Annotated in this window: 14 protein-coding genes; 9 read left to right on the top strand and 5 right to left on the bottom strand. The window is 72.3% G+C overall.

Going from position 1 to position 16,113, the window contains the following annotated elements:
• Position 1 precedes the first annotated feature (1 nt).
• Both GA0070622_RS18950 and GA0070622_RS18955 read right to left on the bottom strand, forming a co-directional pair.
• Positions 2-3,460 carry a protein kinase domain-containing protein gene (locus GA0070622_RS18950; RefSeq protein ID WP_091574683.1) on the bottom strand — a complete coding sequence of 1,153 codons (3,459 nt, stop codon included), beginning with the start codon at positions 3,458-3,460 and terminating at the stop codon, positions 2-4.
• Positions 3,461-3,469: 9 nt separating this feature from the next.
• Entirely contained in the window at positions 3,470-4,060 is a 591-nt protein-coding gene (locus GA0070622_RS18955; RefSeq protein ID WP_091574687.1) for a DUF7019 family protein, read from the bottom strand.
• Between the two features lie 191 nt (positions 4,061-4,251).
• Here GA0070622_RS18955 and GA0070622_RS18960 point away from each other — a divergent pair, with 191 nt between their 5' ends.
• Entirely contained in the window at positions 4,252-4,587 is a 336-nt protein-coding gene (locus GA0070622_RS18960; RefSeq protein ID WP_091574691.1) for a nucleotide pyrophosphohydrolase, read from the top strand.
• Positions 4,588-4,830: 243 nt separating this feature from the next.
• The gene (locus tag GA0070622_RS18965; protein WP_245666411.1) at positions 4,831-5,370 is read left to right on the top strand and encodes a DNA/RNA helicase domain-containing protein; all 540 of its coding nucleotides are present in this window, start codon (positions 4,831-4,833) and stop codon (positions 5,368-5,370) included.
• A gap of 181 nt (positions 5,371-5,551) precedes the next feature.
• Here GA0070622_RS18965 and GA0070622_RS18970 read toward each other — a convergent pair whose 3' ends face one another.
• Positions 5,552-6,226 (bottom strand): GntR family transcriptional regulator, encoded by a 675-nt coding sequence (locus GA0070622_RS18970; protein ID WP_091574694.1) that lies wholly within the window; start codon positions 6,224-6,226, stop codon positions 5,552-5,554.
• 157 nt (positions 6,227-6,383) lie between these two features.
• On the opposite strand from GA0070622_RS18970, the gene GA0070622_RS18975 reads away from it, so the two are divergent.
• From GA0070622_RS18975 to GA0070622_RS18995, 5 genes are read left to right on the top strand one after another with little or no spacing between them, the layout of a single operon-like run.
• Positions 6,384-7,583: a CaiB/BaiF CoA transferase family protein gene (locus GA0070622_RS18975; RefSeq protein WP_091574698.1), complete on the top strand. Its 1,200-nt coding sequence runs from the start codon at positions 6,384-6,386 to the stop codon at positions 7,581-7,583.
• A 9-nt stretch (positions 7,584-7,592) separates the two neighbouring features.
• Complete coding sequence (locus GA0070622_RS18980; protein ID WP_091574701.1) at positions 7,593-9,668, top strand: hydantoinase/oxoprolinase family protein; 2,076 nt, start codon at positions 7,593-7,595, stop codon at positions 9,666-9,668.
• A 2-nt stretch (positions 9,669-9,670) separates the two neighbouring features.
• A complete protein-coding gene (locus GA0070622_RS18985; protein WP_091574705.1) occupies positions 9,671-11,542 on the top strand; it encodes a hydantoinase B/oxoprolinase family protein in 1,872 nt (623 codons plus the stop codon).
• Positions 11,539-12,165: an isochorismatase family protein gene (locus tag GA0070622_RS18990; RefSeq protein WP_091574709.1), complete on the top strand. Its 627-nt coding sequence runs from the start codon at positions 11,539-11,541 to the stop codon at positions 12,163-12,165. Before GA0070622_RS18985 ends, GA0070622_RS18990 begins: the two co-directional genes overlap by 4 nt.
• Entirely contained in the window at positions 12,162-13,061 is a 900-nt protein-coding gene (locus GA0070622_RS18995; protein WP_091574712.1) for a hydroxymethylglutaryl-CoA lyase, read from the top strand. Before GA0070622_RS18990 ends, GA0070622_RS18995 begins: the two co-directional genes overlap by 4 nt.
• 111 nt (positions 13,062-13,172) lie before the next feature.
• On the opposite strand, the gene GA0070622_RS19000 is transcribed toward GA0070622_RS18995, so the two are convergent.
• Positions 13,173-13,640: a hypothetical protein gene (locus tag GA0070622_RS19000; protein WP_091574715.1), complete on the bottom strand. Its 468-nt coding sequence runs from the start codon at positions 13,638-13,640 to the stop codon at positions 13,173-13,175.
• 156 nt (positions 13,641-13,796) lie between these two features.
• On the opposite strand from GA0070622_RS19000, the gene GA0070622_RS19005 reads away from it, so the two are divergent.
• Both GA0070622_RS19005 and GA0070622_RS19010 read left to right on the top strand, forming a co-directional pair.
• Positions 13,797-14,540: a class I SAM-dependent methyltransferase gene (locus tag GA0070622_RS19005; RefSeq protein WP_091574719.1), complete on the top strand. Its 744-nt coding sequence runs from the start codon at positions 13,797-13,799 to the stop codon at positions 14,538-14,540.
• 184 nt (positions 14,541-14,724) lie between these two features.
• On the top strand, positions 14,725-15,621 hold the full coding sequence (locus GA0070622_RS19010) for an arginase family protein (RefSeq protein ID WP_091574722.1): 897 nt from the start codon (positions 14,725-14,727) through the stop codon (positions 15,619-15,621).
• On the opposite strand, the gene GA0070622_RS19015 is transcribed toward GA0070622_RS19010, so the two are convergent.
• Positions 15,618-16,028: an NUDIX hydrolase gene (locus GA0070622_RS19015; protein WP_091574725.1), complete on the bottom strand. Its 411-nt coding sequence runs from the start codon at positions 16,026-16,028 to the stop codon at positions 15,618-15,620. The two genes, GA0070622_RS19010 and GA0070622_RS19015, sit on opposite strands and share 4 nt — an antisense overlap.
• Between the last annotated feature and the right edge of the window lie 85 nt (positions 16,029-16,113).

Genomic DNA, 16,113 nt, shown 5'->3' on the forward strand with positions numbered 1-16,113 from the left:
ATCACTCCCCGTAGTCCCAGTCGAGGCCCCAGATACGGACGTTGCCCTGATAGTCGCCGGTGACGACGGTGCTGAAGGAGCCGTCGGCGCGTACCGTCTTCACCCAGACGAGGTGACCGTGCAGCGTGCGGATCCGCCGTCCCGCCCGCAGATCCCAGACATCGACGGTCTGCTCACCCGGGTCACCCGCGACCGCGAACGCACCGTCGGCGGACACCGCCAGGTTGTCGATCCGATGGACCGTGCCCTCGGGATCGTCGAGGTTTCTCCCGTCGAACACCAGGTCTCCGGTCGCGGCGTGCCAGACGACGAATCCCTTCTGGGCGGCGATGGCGGCGAGGCGACGGCCACCGGTGAAGGCCAGACGGGCCGAGGAACTGTGCTTGACCCGCTGAAGGTCGTACAGCGGGCGCCGGCCGTCGGGGCGCCACGCGGTCAGGCGGGTCATCTCGGCCATCAGCAGCACACCGGAGGCGAACCGGATCTCCGTGTGCGCGTCGACGCGGGGGAAGGTCCGCACGGACTTTCCGGTGTCCATCGACCGGACCTCCACGGTGGTCATGTCGCCCGTCCGCAGTTGCACGGCGACCAGGCGAGACGTCTCGTCGGCCGTGACACCGTCGATCGTGCCGCGCCCGGTGCGGACCGTGGCGACGCAGGCGGCGGCCTCCAGCGACCACACCGTCGCCAGGCCGTACCCGAATCCGACGGTCAGCAGGTCACCGCAGAGGTCGAGCGTCGTCTCACCCTCGTCGCGAGGCAACGCGCCGGCGACCCGGAACCGCGGCTCGAACGTCGCGGTGTCGTGGCAGGCGACCGACCCGTCCGAGTAGCCGACGACCAGGTCACGCCCACCCCTGGCGAAGCGCAGCGTGGTGGCGGGGTTCCGTTGCCGGGTCACCGAACCGGCCTTCTCGAGCGTCTCCAGGTCGAAGATCTCGACCTCGTCGATGTTGGCGGGAAAGGCGAACAGTCTCCCGTCCTCGCTGACGTCGTAGGTGCCCCGGGTGAGCATGACGTCGGACAGTTCCTGCTCCACCCAGACGCCGGCCAACGCGGTGCGCCGCAGGTCCCGGCCGGCGGCCCGGGACGCACGGCGCAGTCGGGGATGACGGCGATAGCCGGGAATGGCCCTGGCCTCGCGGATCGCGTCGGCGGCGCGCCGTCGCTCCCCGGACCGGATCAGCGCGTCGATGTCCGCCATGACCTGCTCGAACGCCCGTTCCTCGCGGGCGAGGACACCGACCGGGCGGGGCGGCGCGTACGACCACGGGGCGAGGTGCCCGCTGAGCGGCATGGGCAGGCGGGACAGCGAGGTCCGACCGCGAGGGTAGCCGCCCGACTCGGCGACGACGGCGTACCCGCAGTCGCCGCTGAACGCCGCCGCGTCTCGACGCGTACCCCGCTCCCAGTCCTTGCCGAAGGTGCGGACGCACCGACGGTTGGCCAGTTCGAGCACCTGGAGGTCGCCGGTCCCGGGGTCGAGCAGGGCCCAGCCCGCCCGGCCCGACACGCCGAGCAGGTCGTATCCCATCACCCAGGGGATCTCCCACCGTCGCGGCCCGTCCCAGACCCGCATGTCGACCGCCATCAGGGAACGGAACGCGGCCCTGAGGACCGTGGAACCGTCCGCGGCCAGGGCGACCTTCTGGTCGTCGGGCCCCAGCTCGTCCGGAGGCATCTCCAGGCCGCGCATCCGGGTCCGCCGCAACGGCCACCACTGCTCCACCCGGTGATCGACGTCGGAGTGGGCGCGCCCCAGGGAGGCCGAGACGAACACCTCGGCGTCCCGGCCGAGAATGACGCGGGTGACCCTGCCCTCGTGCGGCCGGACGTCGGCGACCGGCTCCCACGTGTCGGCGCGGAGGACGAGCACGCGACCGTCGGCGGTTCCCACGGCCGCGAAGGCACCCTCGGGGCTGAGCGCGACGGCGGTTGCGCCCTGCCACCGGCCGTCGAGATCGGCGGTGCCGTCGGTGAGACGCCACCTCTGCACCAGGGAGTCCTGATAGCAGACGAGGAGCCGGGTGCCGGCCTCGTCGACGGCGACGTCGACCGGGGTCCGGCCGGGGTCGCCGAGTTCGGCGACGACCCGGCCCGCGAACGCGTCCCAGATCCGCACCCGCCCGGAAACCTCGGCCACCACCACGTGCGTCGCGTCGTGGTCGCAGGCCATCGCCACGACCGTGCCGGACGTGCGCCCGAACACCTCCAGGGTGCCCCTCGGCTCCAGCCCGCCGCAGCGTTCGCGCGCGGCCGCGATCTCGGGCGAGCCCGGGTGTTTCCGGTCCGCCTCGGCCAGGTGGCGCGCGGCGGAGACACCGTCACCGCGTTCCATGTGCACCATCGCGGCCAGGTGGTCCGCCTCCCAGGAGTCGCCGGTGGCGCGCAGCTCCGACAGCAGGGTCTCGTCGGTGACCACGCCGTTGCCCCACCGGATCAGCCCGTGGTTGTAGACCGCGCGGACGTTGTTCGGGTCGATCGCCTTCGCCCGCTCGAACAGCTCGACCGCCCGGTCCTGCTCGCCGAGGTCCCACAGCGACAGCGCCTTGTTGGACAGACCGTCGGCCCGCAGCGACGGCGGGACCGCGTCGGGGTGCGGGTAGGGGCTCGCGGTGGCGTGGGCGTACACGTCCAGCAGGACGGCCTCCGCCTGCGCGGTGTCGCCGACCCGGGACCGAGGATCGGGGTCGAGGCAGCCCGCCAGCAGGTCGCGCAGCGCCGGCGGGAGATCGTCGCGCAGCGCCGCCAGCGCGTCCGCACCCTCGTGGCCCCACCGCCAGAGCCGGCGCCCGTGCAGCACCTCGATCACCGTCAGCGCCCAGGACCACATGTCGCTGGCCCGGCCGATCCGGCCCTCCGGATCGACCTGTTCGGGCGAGCAGTACTGCGGGGTGAAGCCGCCGAGCGTCGCGTACCCGGTCTCGTCGCCGCCCTGCGCGGGCGAGGAGACCGACGCCTTCGCCTTGGCCGTCCCGAAGTCCGTCACCCGCGCCGTCTGCCCGTCGTACATGACGTTCGAGGGCTTGACGTCCTGGTGCACCAGACCCGCCGCGTGGGCGTGCCCGATGCCGCGCAGCATCTGGATCCCCACGTCGAGGGCCCGCGGCAGGTCCCGGCACCGCCCGTCCCGGACCGCCGCGGTCAGGTCGCCGCCCGCGACCCACTCCGCGAAGATCACCGGGTACGCGCCGACGCGCTGCACGTAGTTGCAGCCGACCACGTTCGGGTGCGGGTCGAGATCGGTCCAGGCCTGCGCCTCCTGCGCGAGCAGGTCGAGGATCCCGGGCGCCGAGGCCAGGTCGGGCCGCGGCGTCTTCACCGCCAGGTCGACGCCCCAGCCGAGGTGATGCGCGCGGTAGACGAAACCCGTACCGCCGGTCTCGACCACCTCCTCGATGCGGAACGTGTCGAGAACGGTCTCCCCCGGCCGCCACCGGATGACCTGCCCCGCGTCCACGCCGAAGCCCTAGTCGACGAGCGCCACGTAGATCGGGCTGCCCAGCAGCGTGCCGTTCGGGCCCGGCTTCTCGGCCAGCCGCTTCGCGACGAACTCCACCCGCTGCGCCGGCCCCGGCAGCGCGGCCCCGATCTGCGCCAACGACTCGTGGAAACGCTCGTCGTCGAACTCGCCCGGGTCGCCCCGCAGGTCCCGGAGCTTGCGGAACAGGTACGGCGGGACCGACCCCACCGGTTCGGCGTCACCGCCACCGACCACGTGCGACGCCGACCCGCCGAGGACGACGACCTGGTCGTCGAGCGTCCCCGCGAAGACCACGATGCCGGCGGTCGGGAAGACCTGCCAGCGCATCTCCACACAGGCCTGCACGTAGGGGCGGTCCTCGTACGCGGCGCCGATCTGGTCGGCGTCCTGCAGGTGCCGGATCACCTTCTCCAGCTTGTCGAGGTCGTGGCGCTCGGGCAGCACCGCCTTGCGGCTGTAGCGGACGACCTTGAGGTCCACGGCGAGCTCGGTCTCGTGCTGCGCGGAGGAGGCGACCTGCGCGGCCAGGAGCCCGACCTTGAGATGCGACAGATAGAGGTAGTACTTCAGGCTCAAGATGCACTCCGGTTACGGGGAGACGTCCGAAGCCCACCCTACGTGGCGCACGCACGCGTCGCTGACCCGCACAATCGACGAGATCGCCGTCGTGGTCACGCCCACCCGCATGCACGGCTTGCTCGACGGTCGTCAGTCCGTGACCCGCCGCCTCGTCACGTCGTCCCGCACATCCGTGACAGACTGCCGCGGTGGACGACCTGACAGCTCAGGTGCGAGAGTTCGCCGAGGAACGGGACTGGCAACAGTTCCACACCCCCAAGAACCTCGTCATGGCCCTGGCCGGCGAGGTCGGCGAACTGGTGGCCGAGTTCCAGTGGCTGACCCCGGAACAGGCGAACGCCGTGATGGGCGATCCGGAGGCAGAGGCCCGGGTCCGCGCGGAGGTCGGTGACATCATGATCTACCTGACGCGGCTGGCGGACGTCCTCGGCATCGACCTTCGGGAGGCAGCCGTCACCAAACTGGCCGAGGTCGCCATCCGCTATCCCGTCGACGAGGTGAGAGGCTCCGCGACGAAGCGGTAGCGGAGCGTGCGAGGAAATGATCTCTTCGATACAGTCCACCCGTACAGGCGCGTAGCGACGGGCTTCCGGCCGCAACCGGACATGCCCCCCATGCGCACGATCACTTCGTGCTGCCCGGGGGCAAGTCTTGTCTGCGTTCCGCACCTCCGCCGACGGCCTGCTGCGCCTCGCGACCGACGGTGGCCTGGCCGACCGCATCGCGGACCACATCGGGCACAACGTGAGTGCGGCCGAACGCCGGTCATGGGAGCGCAGTCTCACGGTGCTCGGGCAGGATCTGGCCGACGCCGGCCTGGGTCAGGTGGAGGTACTGGCCGAGTACCAGCTACCGCTGACGAGCAAGCGGGTCGACGTGGTGCTCGCGGGCCCTGGAACGTCAAGAGCGACCGTAGCGTCGGTGACGCGCCGGGTAGCGCATTCTGGGCCACCGACCCGAACGGCTTCGGTCAGGTGGGGTGCGTCTACACGGCCCAGGGCTTCGAGTACGAATGGTCGGGCGTGATCGTCGGGCCGGACCTGATTGCCCGCGACGGCCGGCTGGTGACCAGGCGGACCGAGTCGAAGGACCCGGCTTTCCGCAGTCGGAAGCAGCTCAGCGACTTCGAGGCGGACCGACTGATCCGGAACACCTACAAGGTGTTGATGACCCGAGGCATGCGCGGCACCGTCCTCTACTCCACAGACCCCGAGACGCGCGCCTATCTGGCTTCCCTGGTCCAGGTGAAGCGGCTGGTAGAGACGACGTACGAACCCGTCGTCGACGAAGCCACGATGCACGGCTGAGGCGCCCCTGGCCCGGTGGTTCGTCCCTGAACGGCTGGACCAGAGGTGGCAGGCGGAGTGGGATGCCGCAGCCGACACCGCAGCAATGAGGCGGTATTCGGAACCCGAGCGGGGGCGTTCTTCGGCGGTGTCCTGACCGCCGACACCCCGACGACGGCCACCCGGCACGAGCTGTACCGCCTCACATGTCGTGACCGGGGCGGATGGAGTGCCATGCCGCCCGTACGTGGCTGCGCATGACCGATTCCGCCCAGTCGGGGTCGGCGGCGGTGAGCGCCGCCACCAGTTCGTGGTGGTGAGCCAGGCTGCGGCGCAGGGCCTCGGGGCTGTAGTGGGAGAACGTCCGCCAGACGAGCGGCATCTGGATCACCGAGGAGACCACGCCGGCCAGGCGGCTGTTGTCGGACGCCTCGAGGATCGTCCGGTGGAACTGGTTGTTCAGCTCGGTGAGTTCGTCCACGTCGGTCGGTCGTCCGCCCGGCGCGACCTCGTCCATCCGGTGGGCCAGCGCGTCGAGCGCGGCCAGGTCGACGGTGCCGGTGACGGCCGCCAGTCGGCAGCCCCAGGGCTCGAGCACGGACCGCAGGCCGAAGATCTCGTCGAGGTCGTGGATGCTCCAGGCCTGGACCTGCACGCCGCGGTTGCGTTCGTGCCGGACCAGCCCTTCGGCGGTGAGCCGCCGGAGCGCCTCGCGGACCGGCGTCCGGCTCACCCCGACCGACTCGGCCAGCTCGCCTTCACGAAGCCACTCGCCGGCTGACCGCTGCCCGGACAGGATCTGGTCCCGGATCAGCCGGTAGGCGTGGTCGGCGGCGTGGCCGTTGTCGGCCTCCCGCAGCCCGGTGCGGTCACTCATGATGCTCCGCACGGTAACAACGCGCCAGGTTGTATGCAATGAGCCCACGGACCATTGACACCGCAAGCGTCACGAGCCTATTTTTCCCGCACAGCCCGATGTAACGCCGGTCACAGGGCAGGCTGATTGCATGCAAAAGACGCTGATTGAGGGGTCCATGAGCACTCCACTGCCGCTTGACGACATCCGGGTGATCGAGCTCGGCCAGCTGCTGGCGGGGCCGTTCTGCGGCCAGCTCCTGGGCGACTTCGGCGCCGAGGTGATCAAGGTGGAGGACCCGGGCCGGGGCGACCCCATGCGGCAGTGGGGGCGCGAGAAGCCGTACGGGAAGTCGCTCTGGTGGCCGGTGGTGGCGCGGAACAAGAAGTCCGTGACCGCGGACCTGCGGACCGACGAGGGACAGGACCTGGTACGCCGGCTCGTCGCCCGGGCGGACGTACTGATCGAGAACTTCCGGCCGGGCACGCTGGAGCGGTGGGGCCTGGCCCCGGAGCGCCTGTGGGAGATCAACCCCGGCCTGGTCATCACCCGGGTGACCGGCTTCGGTCAGACCGGCCCCTACTCCTCCCGCGCCGGATACGGCTCGATCGGTGAGGCGATGGGCGGGATCCGGTACGTGACGGGCGACCCGGATCGCCCCCCGGCCCGAGCCGGCGTCTCCCTGGGCGACTCCCTCGCGGCGACGTTCGCCTGCCTGGGCACCCTGGTGGCGTTGCACCAGCGCGGCCGCACCGGTCGGGGCCAGGTGGTGGACTCGGCCATCTACGAGGCCGTGCTGGCGATGATGGAGTCACTCATCCCCGAGTACCAGATCGCCGGCTACCAGCGGGAGCGGACCGGGACCACCCTGCCGAACGTGTCCCCGAGCAACGTCTACCCGACCGCCGACGGCGAGATGGTGCTGATCGCGGCGAACCAGGACACGGTGTTCCGCCGCCTCGCCGAGGCTATGGGCCGGGCCGAGCTGGCCACCGACGAGAGGTACGCCACGCACGGCGCCCGCGGGCGGTGGATGGAGCAGCTGGACGGCCTGATCGCCGAGTGGAGCTCCACGCTCACCTCCGACGAGCTGCTCGAACGGCTGCACGGGCACGGCGTGCCGGCGGGCCGCATCTTCCGGGCCCGGGACATGTTCGCGGACCCGCACTTCGCCGCCCGGGAGGCGATCGTCCGGCTGACCCATCCGGACCTGGGCGAGTTCGCCATGCACAACGTCGTACCCAAGCTCTCCGACAGCCCGGGCCGGGTCCGGCACGTCGGTCCCGAACTCGGCGAGCACACCGAAGACATCTACCGCGACCTGCTGGGACTCGACGACGGCGCGATCGCGTCGCTGCGTTCCGCCGGCGTCATCTGAGGAGGAACCATGACCTACCGGCTCGGTGTGGACGTGGGGGGAACGTTCACCGACATCCTGCTGATCGACGAGGCGACGGGAGACACCTACCGGGCCAAGACCTCCTCCACCCCCGAGGACCAGTCCGTCGGGGTGCTGCGGGGCATCGAGCGGGCCTGCGCGGCGGCCGGCGTGCCCATGTCGGAGATCGCCGAGGTGTTCCACGGCACCACGGTCGCCACGAACGCGATCCTCGAGGGCAAGGGCGCGCGGGTCGGGCTGGTCACCACCGAGGGCTTCCGGCAGGTGCTCCAGATCGCCCGGTCGTTCGTGCCGGGGGGCCTCGCCGGCTGGATCATCTGGCCGAAGCCGGAGCCGTTGGCGGCCCTGGAGGACACCGTGGAGGTGCGCGGCCGGATCGGCGCCGACGGCACGGTGGTGACCGACCTGGACGAGGCGGACGTCCGCGCGAAGCTGCGCCGGCTGCGTACGCAGGGCATCGAGGCGTTGAGCGTCAGCCTCATCAACTCCTACGCCAACCCGGAGCACGAGCGCCGGGTGGCCGAGCTGGCCGGCGAGGAGCTTCCGGGCGTACCGGTGTCGTTGTCGTCGTCGGTGCTGCCGGAGCTGCGCGAGTACGAGCGGACCATCACCACCGTCGCGAACGCCGCCGTGCAGCCGCAGGTGGCGCGCTACGTGGCGAACCTCGAGGCGCAGCTGCGCGAGTCGGGGGTGGCCGGACGGCTGTGCATCCTGCGCAGCGACGGCGGTCTGGTCTCCGCGGCCGTCGCCGCGGACAACCCGGTGAACCTGCTGCTGTCCGGCCCCGCCGGCGGGGTGACCGGCGCGACCTGGGTGGCGGAGCAGGCCGGCTACCGGGACTTCCTGACCTTCGACATGGGCGGCACCTCCACCGACGTCGCCCTGGTCCAGGGGTTGTCGCCGCGGGTGGGTCGGGAGACCACCGTCGGCGACCTGAAGGTCCGGGCCACCTCCGTCGACGTTCGTACGGTGGGCGCCGGAGGCGGCTCCATCGCCCACGTGCCACCGCTGACCCAGGCGCTTCGGGTGGGCCCGCAGTCGGCCGGCGCCGCCCCCGGTCCGGCCGCGTACGCGGCGGGCGGCGACCAGCCGACGGTGACCGACGCGAACGTCGTGCTCGGCTACCTGCCCACCGACCTGGCCGGGGGCGAGATCACGCTGGACCGCGCGGCGGCGCGGGCGGCCGTGAAGTCGATCGCCGACGCCACCGGGCTGGAGTCGGTGGAGGCCGCCGCCGCGGGCATCGTCGACATCGTCAACGAGAACATGTTCGGCGCGCTGCGGCTGGTGTCGGTGCAGCAGGGCTTCGACCCGCGCGACTACGCGCTGGTGGCCTTCGGTGGAGCCGGTCCGCTGCACGCCAACGCCCTGGGCCGGCTGACCGGAGCCTGGCCGGTGATCATCCCGCCGTCGCCCGGGGTGCTGTGCGCCTACGGCGACGCGACGACCAACCTGCGCGACGAGTCGGTACGCACGCTGGTGCGCCGCTTCGGCGAACTCACCGATGCCAGCCTGCGCGCCGTCCTCGACGAACTCGCCGGCAAGGCGTGCGCCACCCTCGCCGAGCAGGGCGTCCCCACCGGGGAGCAGCGGGTCGTCTACTCCGCCGACCTGCGCTACCACGGGCAGGGCTTCGAGATCCCCGTGGCCGTCGACATCGACGCCTTCGACGGCGCCGGCGGTGGGCTCGCCGCCCTGCGGTCGGCGTTCGACGCCGATCACCAGCGGCTGTTCTCCTTCGTCCTCGACGCCGAGCACGAACTGGTGACCGTCCGGGCCACCGCGCACGGTCCGCGGCCGCAGGTCGCCGCGCCCGAACTCGAAGCCGGAGACGGTGACCCGAGCGCCGCGCTGCGGGCCCACCACCGGATCTGGGTCGACGGCGCCGAGGTCGAGGCCGGCGGCTACGACCGGGCCCTGCTGCGCGCGGGCGATGCCGTACCGGGCCCGGCGATCATCACCGAGATGGACTCCACGACCCTCGTGCTGCCCGGTCACACGGCCACCGTGCACCCCAGTGGCAGCCTCCTCATCCGTCCCGTCGACACCCCCACGGAGAGCTGACCATGGCACGCCTCATCGAGACCGCTACCGGACCACTTCGCTCCGTGGACGTCGACCTGGTCACCCTCGACCTGATCGAGAACGGACTGCGCAACGCCCGCTACGAGATGGACGAGGTGCTCTTCCGGACCGCGCTGTCGCCGGGAATCCGGGAGCAGCACGACGAGTTCCCGCTGATCGCCAACCGGGACGGAAAGATGATGGTGGGACAGTTCGGGCTGTCCATCCCCGACTTCCTGGAGAACTTCGACGGTGACATCGAGGAGGGTGACGTCCTGCTGACGTCGGACCCGTACTCCTGCGGGGCCGCGATCAGCCACGCCAACGACTGGCTCGTGGTGCTGCCCATCTTCTTCGAGGGACGGATCGTGGGCTGGGCGGCGATGTTCGGGCACATGTCCGACGTCGGCGGCAAGACCCCGGCGTCGATGCCGACCGACGCCCGCACCATCTTCGAGGAGGGCGTGGTCATCCCGCCCTTCAAGCTGTACCGCAGGGGTGTGCTCGCCGAGGACGCCCTGCGGATCATCCTCAACCAGGTGCGCAAGCCCGACTGGAACCGCGCGGACCTCAACGGGATCGTCGCGGCCTGCCGGACCGCCTCCCGTCGGGTCCAGGAGATGTGCGCCCGGTTCGGGGTCGACACCTACGACTCCGCGCTCGACCAGCTCCTCGACCGCAACTACCGGGCCATGAAGGTGCTGCTCGAGACGGTGTTCGCCGAGGGCGAGACGCTCTCGTTCACCGACTACATCTGCGACGACGGGCTCGGCTACGGGCCCTACGAACTCAAGCTCAGCCTGACCCGCACCGGCGAGAAGGTGCTGCTGGACTTCACCGGCAGCAGCCCGCAGGCGCAGGGACCGATCAACTACTACATCAACGAGAACCTCGTCCGGATGTTCTTCGGCATCTACATGATCACCGTCGCCGACCCGCAGATCCTCTGGAACGACGGCTTCTACCCGCTGGTCGACGTCACGATCCCCGACGACTCGTTCTGGAAGCCCGCGTACCCCGCCGCCCTCAACGCGCGCAACCACGGCATCGGGCGCGTCTTCGACCTGTTCGGCGGCCTGCTCGGCCAGACCAACCCAGGGCTGCTCAACGCCGCCGGATTCTCGTCGTCACCGCACTTCATGTACTCGGGCACCTACGGGCCCGGAGAGCGCAAGGGCGAATGGTTCCAGCTCTACTCCATCGGGTTCGGCGGCATCCCGGGCCGGCCCGTGGGCGACGGCCCGGACGGCCACTCGCTGTGGCCGTCGTTCGTCAACATCCCGTGCGAGTACCTGGAGTCCTACTACCCGCTGCGCGTCGAACGCTGGGAGACCGTCGCGGACACCGGCGGCGCCGGACTGCACCGCGGCGGCAACGGCGTCGACGTGGCCTACCGGTTCCTGGAGGCCGGCACGATCGCGATCCACGACGACCGCTGGCTGACGTACCCGTGGGGCGTCAACGGCGGCGAGCCGGGCGCCCGTGGCCGCAAGTGGCTCGAACGCGCCGACGGCCGCACCGAGATCCTGGGCAGCAAGGTGCACGACGTGCCCGTGGCCCCGGGCGACGTGCTGCACTTCGTCACCTGGGGCGGCGGCGGCTGGGGCGACCCGCTCGCCCGCGACCCGGAACTGGTCGGCCTCGAGGTCCGCCGGGGCCTGGTCACCCCCGCGGGCGCCCGTCGCTACGGCGTGGTCTGCGACGAGGCCGGCGCCGTCGACGTCGCGGCCACCGAGGAGGTACGGGCCGAGCTGCGCCGCGGACGCCCCGACCCCCTGCCCACGTTCGACATGGGGCCGCCGATCGGGACGGTCCTGGACCGGTGCCTGGAGGAGACGGGCCTTCCCGCTCCCCGGCCGCCCGTCGCCCGATGAGCCCCGCGCCGGCCGCCGGCGAGGACGGATTCGGGGGTGCGCTCCCGCCCGGCGCCCGTCCCGCCGTGCTCGTCATCGACCTGATGCGGGCCTACTTCGACCCGGCCAGCCCGCTGTGCCTGCCGTCCACCGACTGCCTGCGGTCGGCCGGCCGGGTCGTCGCCGCGGCCCGCGGCCACCGGATCCCCGTGCTGCACACCCGCGTCGCCTACGGGCCCGGCGGTGTCGACGGAGGTCTGTTCGTCCGGAAGGTCCCCGCCCTCCGGCAGCTCTTCGACGGCGGTGGCGCGATGGGGCAACCGATGCCGCAGGTCTGCCCCGCCGACGACGAACTGGTCCTGGTCAAGCAGTACGCCAGCGCCTTCTTCGGCACGTCCCTGGCGTCCACCCTGCGCGCGGCGCACGTCGACACCGTCGTGCTGGTCGGCGTCAGCACGAGCGGCTGCGTACGCGCCACCGCGGTGGACGCGATACAGCACGGCTTCGTCCCGCTGGTGGTCCGGGAGGCGGTCGCGGACCGCGCCGCCGGCCCGCACGAGGCGAGCCTGACCGACCTGCAGGCCAAGTACGCCGAGGTGATCAGCGAGGCCGACGCCGTCGCCTACCTGTCGGAGGACCGATGACAGCCGGCATCGACATCGTGGAGGTGTCGCCCCGCGACGGCCTGCAGAACGAGGCGACGGTCCTCACCACCGACGACAAGATCGAGCTCGTCGACCGGGCGGTACGGGCGGGCGCCCGACGGGTCGAGGTGACCAGCTTCGTCAACCCCGCCCGGGTCCCTCAGATGGCGGACGCGGACGAGCTGATGGCCGCGCTCCCCCGCCACGACGCCGTCCGGTACGCGGGCCTGGTCATGAATCGCCGCGGCCTGGACCGGGCCCTGGTCGCGGGCGTCGACGAGATCAACGTCGTCGTCGTGGCCACGGACACCTTCTGCGGCCGCAACCAGGGCATGACCACGGCGCAGGCGTGCGACACGGCGGCCGAGCTGGTGCGGACGGCCGGCGCGGCGGGGGTGTTCACGACGGTGACCGTCGGCGCGGCGTTCGGATGCCCGTTCGAGGGCGAGGTTCCGCTGTCCCGGTTGCGGGAGGTGCTCGCGCGGGTGCGGGACACCGGCCCCGACGAGCTGGCTCTCGCCGACACCATCGGGGTGGCCGTACCGTCCGACGTCACCGACCGGTTGGCGCTCGCCCGGGAGGTCACGGAATCGCGGACGCCACTGCGGTTGCACCTGCACGACACCCGGCACACCGGCGTGGCCAACGCGGTCGCGGCGGTCCGGGCGGGCGTCACCACCCTCGACGCCAGCATCGGCGGAGCAGGCGGTTGCCCGTTCGCGCCGGCGGCGACCGGAAACGTCGCCACCGAGGATCTCGTCTACCTGTTCGACCGGATGGGGCGGTCCACCGGTCTTGACCTGGGGACAATCACCTCGACCGCCTCCTGGCTGGAACGCAGACTCGGTAAGCAGCTCCCGGGCGCGCTGCTGCGGGCGGGGCCGTTTCCCGCCTGAGCCCGGCCCGGCGACGGTTCTTCCCGGTCGGCGACGGCGGAACGCTCGCACGGTGACCGGTGCACCGGTCACCGCCCACCGTCCCCGCCGCCGGAACGGCGGCCGGCCGGATCACCAGTCCCGGGTCCATTCCGGCGGCGGTACGACCGCGAGCTGCGGCTCCCCGCTGATCGGCTCCAGCGCGTGCACGATCCGCAGGTCCCCGTCGGCGGCGGCATCCTCGTCGGTCAGCACCCGGCCGCTGCTGCCGTCGGTGCTGACCAGCAGCCACCGGTCGGGATGGATGCTGCCGTCGTCGACGAGCGCCCGTACGCCGAAGGTCCGGGCCAGGGTGACGGCGAGGTCCCGCTCGCCCTGGCCGGTGGCGTCGGCGAGTGCGGTGTCACCGGTCAGGATCCAGCCGAAGCCCTCGTCCTCGTCGGGTGGCGTCAGCATTGCCACCGGGCGCGGATCGTCCACGGCCCGGTCCTCGATCCGCCCGACGTAGACGGCCTCCGACGCGACGCCGTACTCCTGGTGCAGGAACCGGCGGAGGGCATCCGCCGGCAGCTCGCCCTCGAAGTGGATCTGATACCTCACCCGCTACCCCCGGGGCCTCGGTGAGCAGACCCTACGACGCGGCAGAATACAACCCCGGCACGGTCGGTGAGGGGCCGCGAGCACCTGACCACCACACCGTGCGTGGTGCGCCACAGTGCTTGCCCCGCCGGACGATCGCGTAGTTGGCTCGACGGCATGGCCCGCATCGCGTACCACGACGCGGACGCCGAGGCGTTCGCCGCGACCCGTCACCTCCCCGACGACGGCCTCACCGCCTGGCGCGCGGCCGTCACCCGCCACCTCGACCCGCGTCCCGGCATGCGGGTGCTCGACCTGGGCGCCGGCACCGGCAGCTGGGCCCGCGCCTTCACCACCTGGTTCCCCGGCGTCGAGGTCGTCGCCGTCGAGCCGTCGGCGGCGATGCGCGCCCGCTGCGCGTTCGCCCCACTCGTCGCGGGCGACGCCCGGAACATCCCGCTGGCCGACCGGAGCCTCGACGGCGTGTGGCTGTCCACCGTCATCCACCACGTGCCCGACCTGGCCGCCGCGGCGCGCGAGCTGCGCCGGGTGCTGCGGCCCGGCGAACCCGTGCTGATCCGGTCCGCATTCGCCGGGCGGCACGAGGCGATCACCCTGTTCCGCTTCTTCCCGGAGGCGATCCGCGTGCTCGACTCCTACCCCGGCATCGCCGACGTGGAAGCCGCCTTCGCCGCCGCCGGGTTCGCCACCGTCGCGGTCGAGCCGGTTCCGCAGGTCACCGCGCCGTCGCTGCGGGAGGCGGCCGCCGGCCTGCGGCGGGAGGCGCACACCCCGCTTCAGCTGATCACCGACGACGAGTACGCCGCCGGGACGGCGCGTCTCCGCGAGGCCGCCCGGGTCGAGGTCGGACCGGTGATCGACGCGCTGGACCTGCTGGTTCTGCGCCGCGACGGCAGGTGAGTCGTTACCGATATCAGCTCGACAGGGGGCGGTGGGCCGTACCCCGCCCGGCGCGGGGCGAGCCCTCGCGGGGCTGCCCGGCGGCGGCGCCGGTTCGGCACCGGGCGCACGGTCGCGGAGCTGCCCGGCCGGGGCAGGCGCCGGACGGGCGGACGTCGACTGTGGACGCGGTTAGGGTGAGCGGATGGGAACCCGCCGATGGACGGTCGTCGGCGCGCCGTCGAGCGCCGGCGCGCACACCCCCGGTGTCGAGCGCGCCCCGGCCGCCCTGCGCGCCGCCGGCCTGCTCGACCTGCTGGGCACGGCCGTCGACGTGGAGGACGCCGGCGACACGGACGGCTTCCGGTGGCGGCCGGATCCGGCGTACCCCCGGGGTCAGAACGCGGGCGCGGTGGCCGGCGTCGCCGCGGAGGTGGCCGCGGGCGTCGCGGCGGCGGTGGGCCGGGGGCGGACGCCGCTGGTGCTCGGCGGCGACTGCACCGTGACGATCGGCCTGGTGGCGGGGTGCGCGCGGGCCGGCCTGTCGCCGGCGCTGGTCTACGTGGACGGCGGGCCGGATCTCTACACGCCGCTGACCCGGCCGAACGGGAACCTGGACGCCACCGGCCTGGCGCACCTGCTCGGGCTGCCGGGGACGCTGCCGGAGGTGGCGGCGGTCGGGCCGAGTGTGCCGCTGCTGTCGCCGGAGCGGGTGGTGGTCTACGGGGACTCCCTGCCCCGGGGAGACCACGAGCGGGAGCTCGTGGCGGAGCTGGGGCTGGCCTACGTGCCGGCCGAGGAGGTGCACGCCGACCCGGGGGCGGCGGCACGCCGGGCCCGGGTGGTGGCGGAGGGCGCGGCGGACGGGTTCGTGGTGCACTTCGACGTGGACGTGCTGCGGTTCGTCGACGCGCCACTGGCCGACGTGCCCGAGCCGTTCGGGCTCAGCCTGGCCGAGGCGGCGGCGACGTTGGCGGAGCTGGTGGCGAGCCCGCGGTTCGTCGGGTTGTCGGTCACCGAGATCAACCCCGATCACCTGCCGGACGGTGAGATGCTCCCCCAGTTCGTCCGCGCGTTGGCCGGGGCGCTGAACGGGGGCTAGGCGTCCGCAAGGTGCAGCGGCAGGACCTTCGCGGTGCTGATCGCCAGCGGGCGGTCGAGCACCTGGTCCCGGGGCACGAAGACCATCGCCTGCCCCTCGCCGAGCACCACGTCCTCCTGCCGCGCGTCGGTGACACCGCGGAAGACGTACACGGTGACGTCGTGCCCGAAGCCCTCCTCGTAGGGGCGGGGGCCGCTCCACAGCAGGTGCAACTCGCCGGCGGTCAGGCCGGTCTCCTCGCGTAGCTCCCGACGGGCGGCCTGTTCCGGCGTCTCCCCCGGCTCGATGCTCCCGCCGGGCAGGCTCCACTGGTGCGGCGACACGGTGGTGTTCCCGTCGCGGTGCTGCATCAGCACCGCGCCGGCCCGGTCGACGAGCAGGACGAGGGCGACGTCGTAGAAGGCCACGGCCCCGAGGATGCCACACTCCCCCACTTTCCTCCGATGCGGACGAAAGTTCCGATAGAAGCACCGAAAGCTATAGACATATAGA

The organism is Micromonospora sediminicola (assembly GCF_900089585.1).
Classification (GTDB): domain Bacteria; phylum Actinomycetota; class Actinomycetes; order Mycobacteriales; family Micromonosporaceae; genus Micromonospora; species Micromonospora sediminicola.

Excerpts from the sequence above, each read along its gene's own strand:
- GA0070622_RS18985 (WP_091574705.1), top strand. The coding sequence starts at position 9,671 with ATGGCACGCCTCATCGAGACCGCTACCGGACCACTTCGCTCCGTGGAC.
- GA0070622_RS18965 (WP_245666411.1), top strand. The coding sequence starts at position 4,831 with ATGGGAGCGCAGTCTCACGGTGCTCGGGCAGGATCTGGCCGACGCCGG.
- GA0070622_RS18980 (WP_091574701.1), top strand. The coding sequence starts at position 7,593 with ATGACCTACCGGCTCGGTGTGGACGTGGGGGGAACGTTCACCGACATC.
- GA0070622_RS18995 (WP_091574712.1), top strand. The coding sequence starts at position 12,162 with ATGACAGCCGGCATCGACATCGTGGAGGTGTCGCCCCGCGACGGCCTG.
- GA0070622_RS19005 (WP_091574719.1), top strand. The coding sequence starts at position 13,797 with ATGGCCCGCATCGCGTACCACGACGCGGACGCCGAGGCGTTCGCCGCG.
- GA0070622_RS18975 (WP_091574698.1), top strand. The coding sequence starts at position 6,384 with ATGAGCACTCCACTGCCGCTTGACGACATCCGGGTGATCGAGCTCGGC.
- GA0070622_RS19010 (WP_091574722.1), top strand. The coding sequence starts at position 14,725 with ATGGGAACCCGCCGATGGACGGTCGTCGGCGCGCCGTCGAGCGCCGGC.
- GA0070622_RS18990 (WP_091574709.1), top strand. The coding sequence starts at position 11,539 with ATGAGCCCCGCGCCGGCCGCCGGCGAGGACGGATTCGGGGGTGCGCTC.
- GA0070622_RS18970 (WP_091574694.1), bottom strand. The coding sequence starts at position 6,226 with ATGAGTGACCGCACCGGGCTGCGGGAGGCCGACAACGGCCACGCCGCC.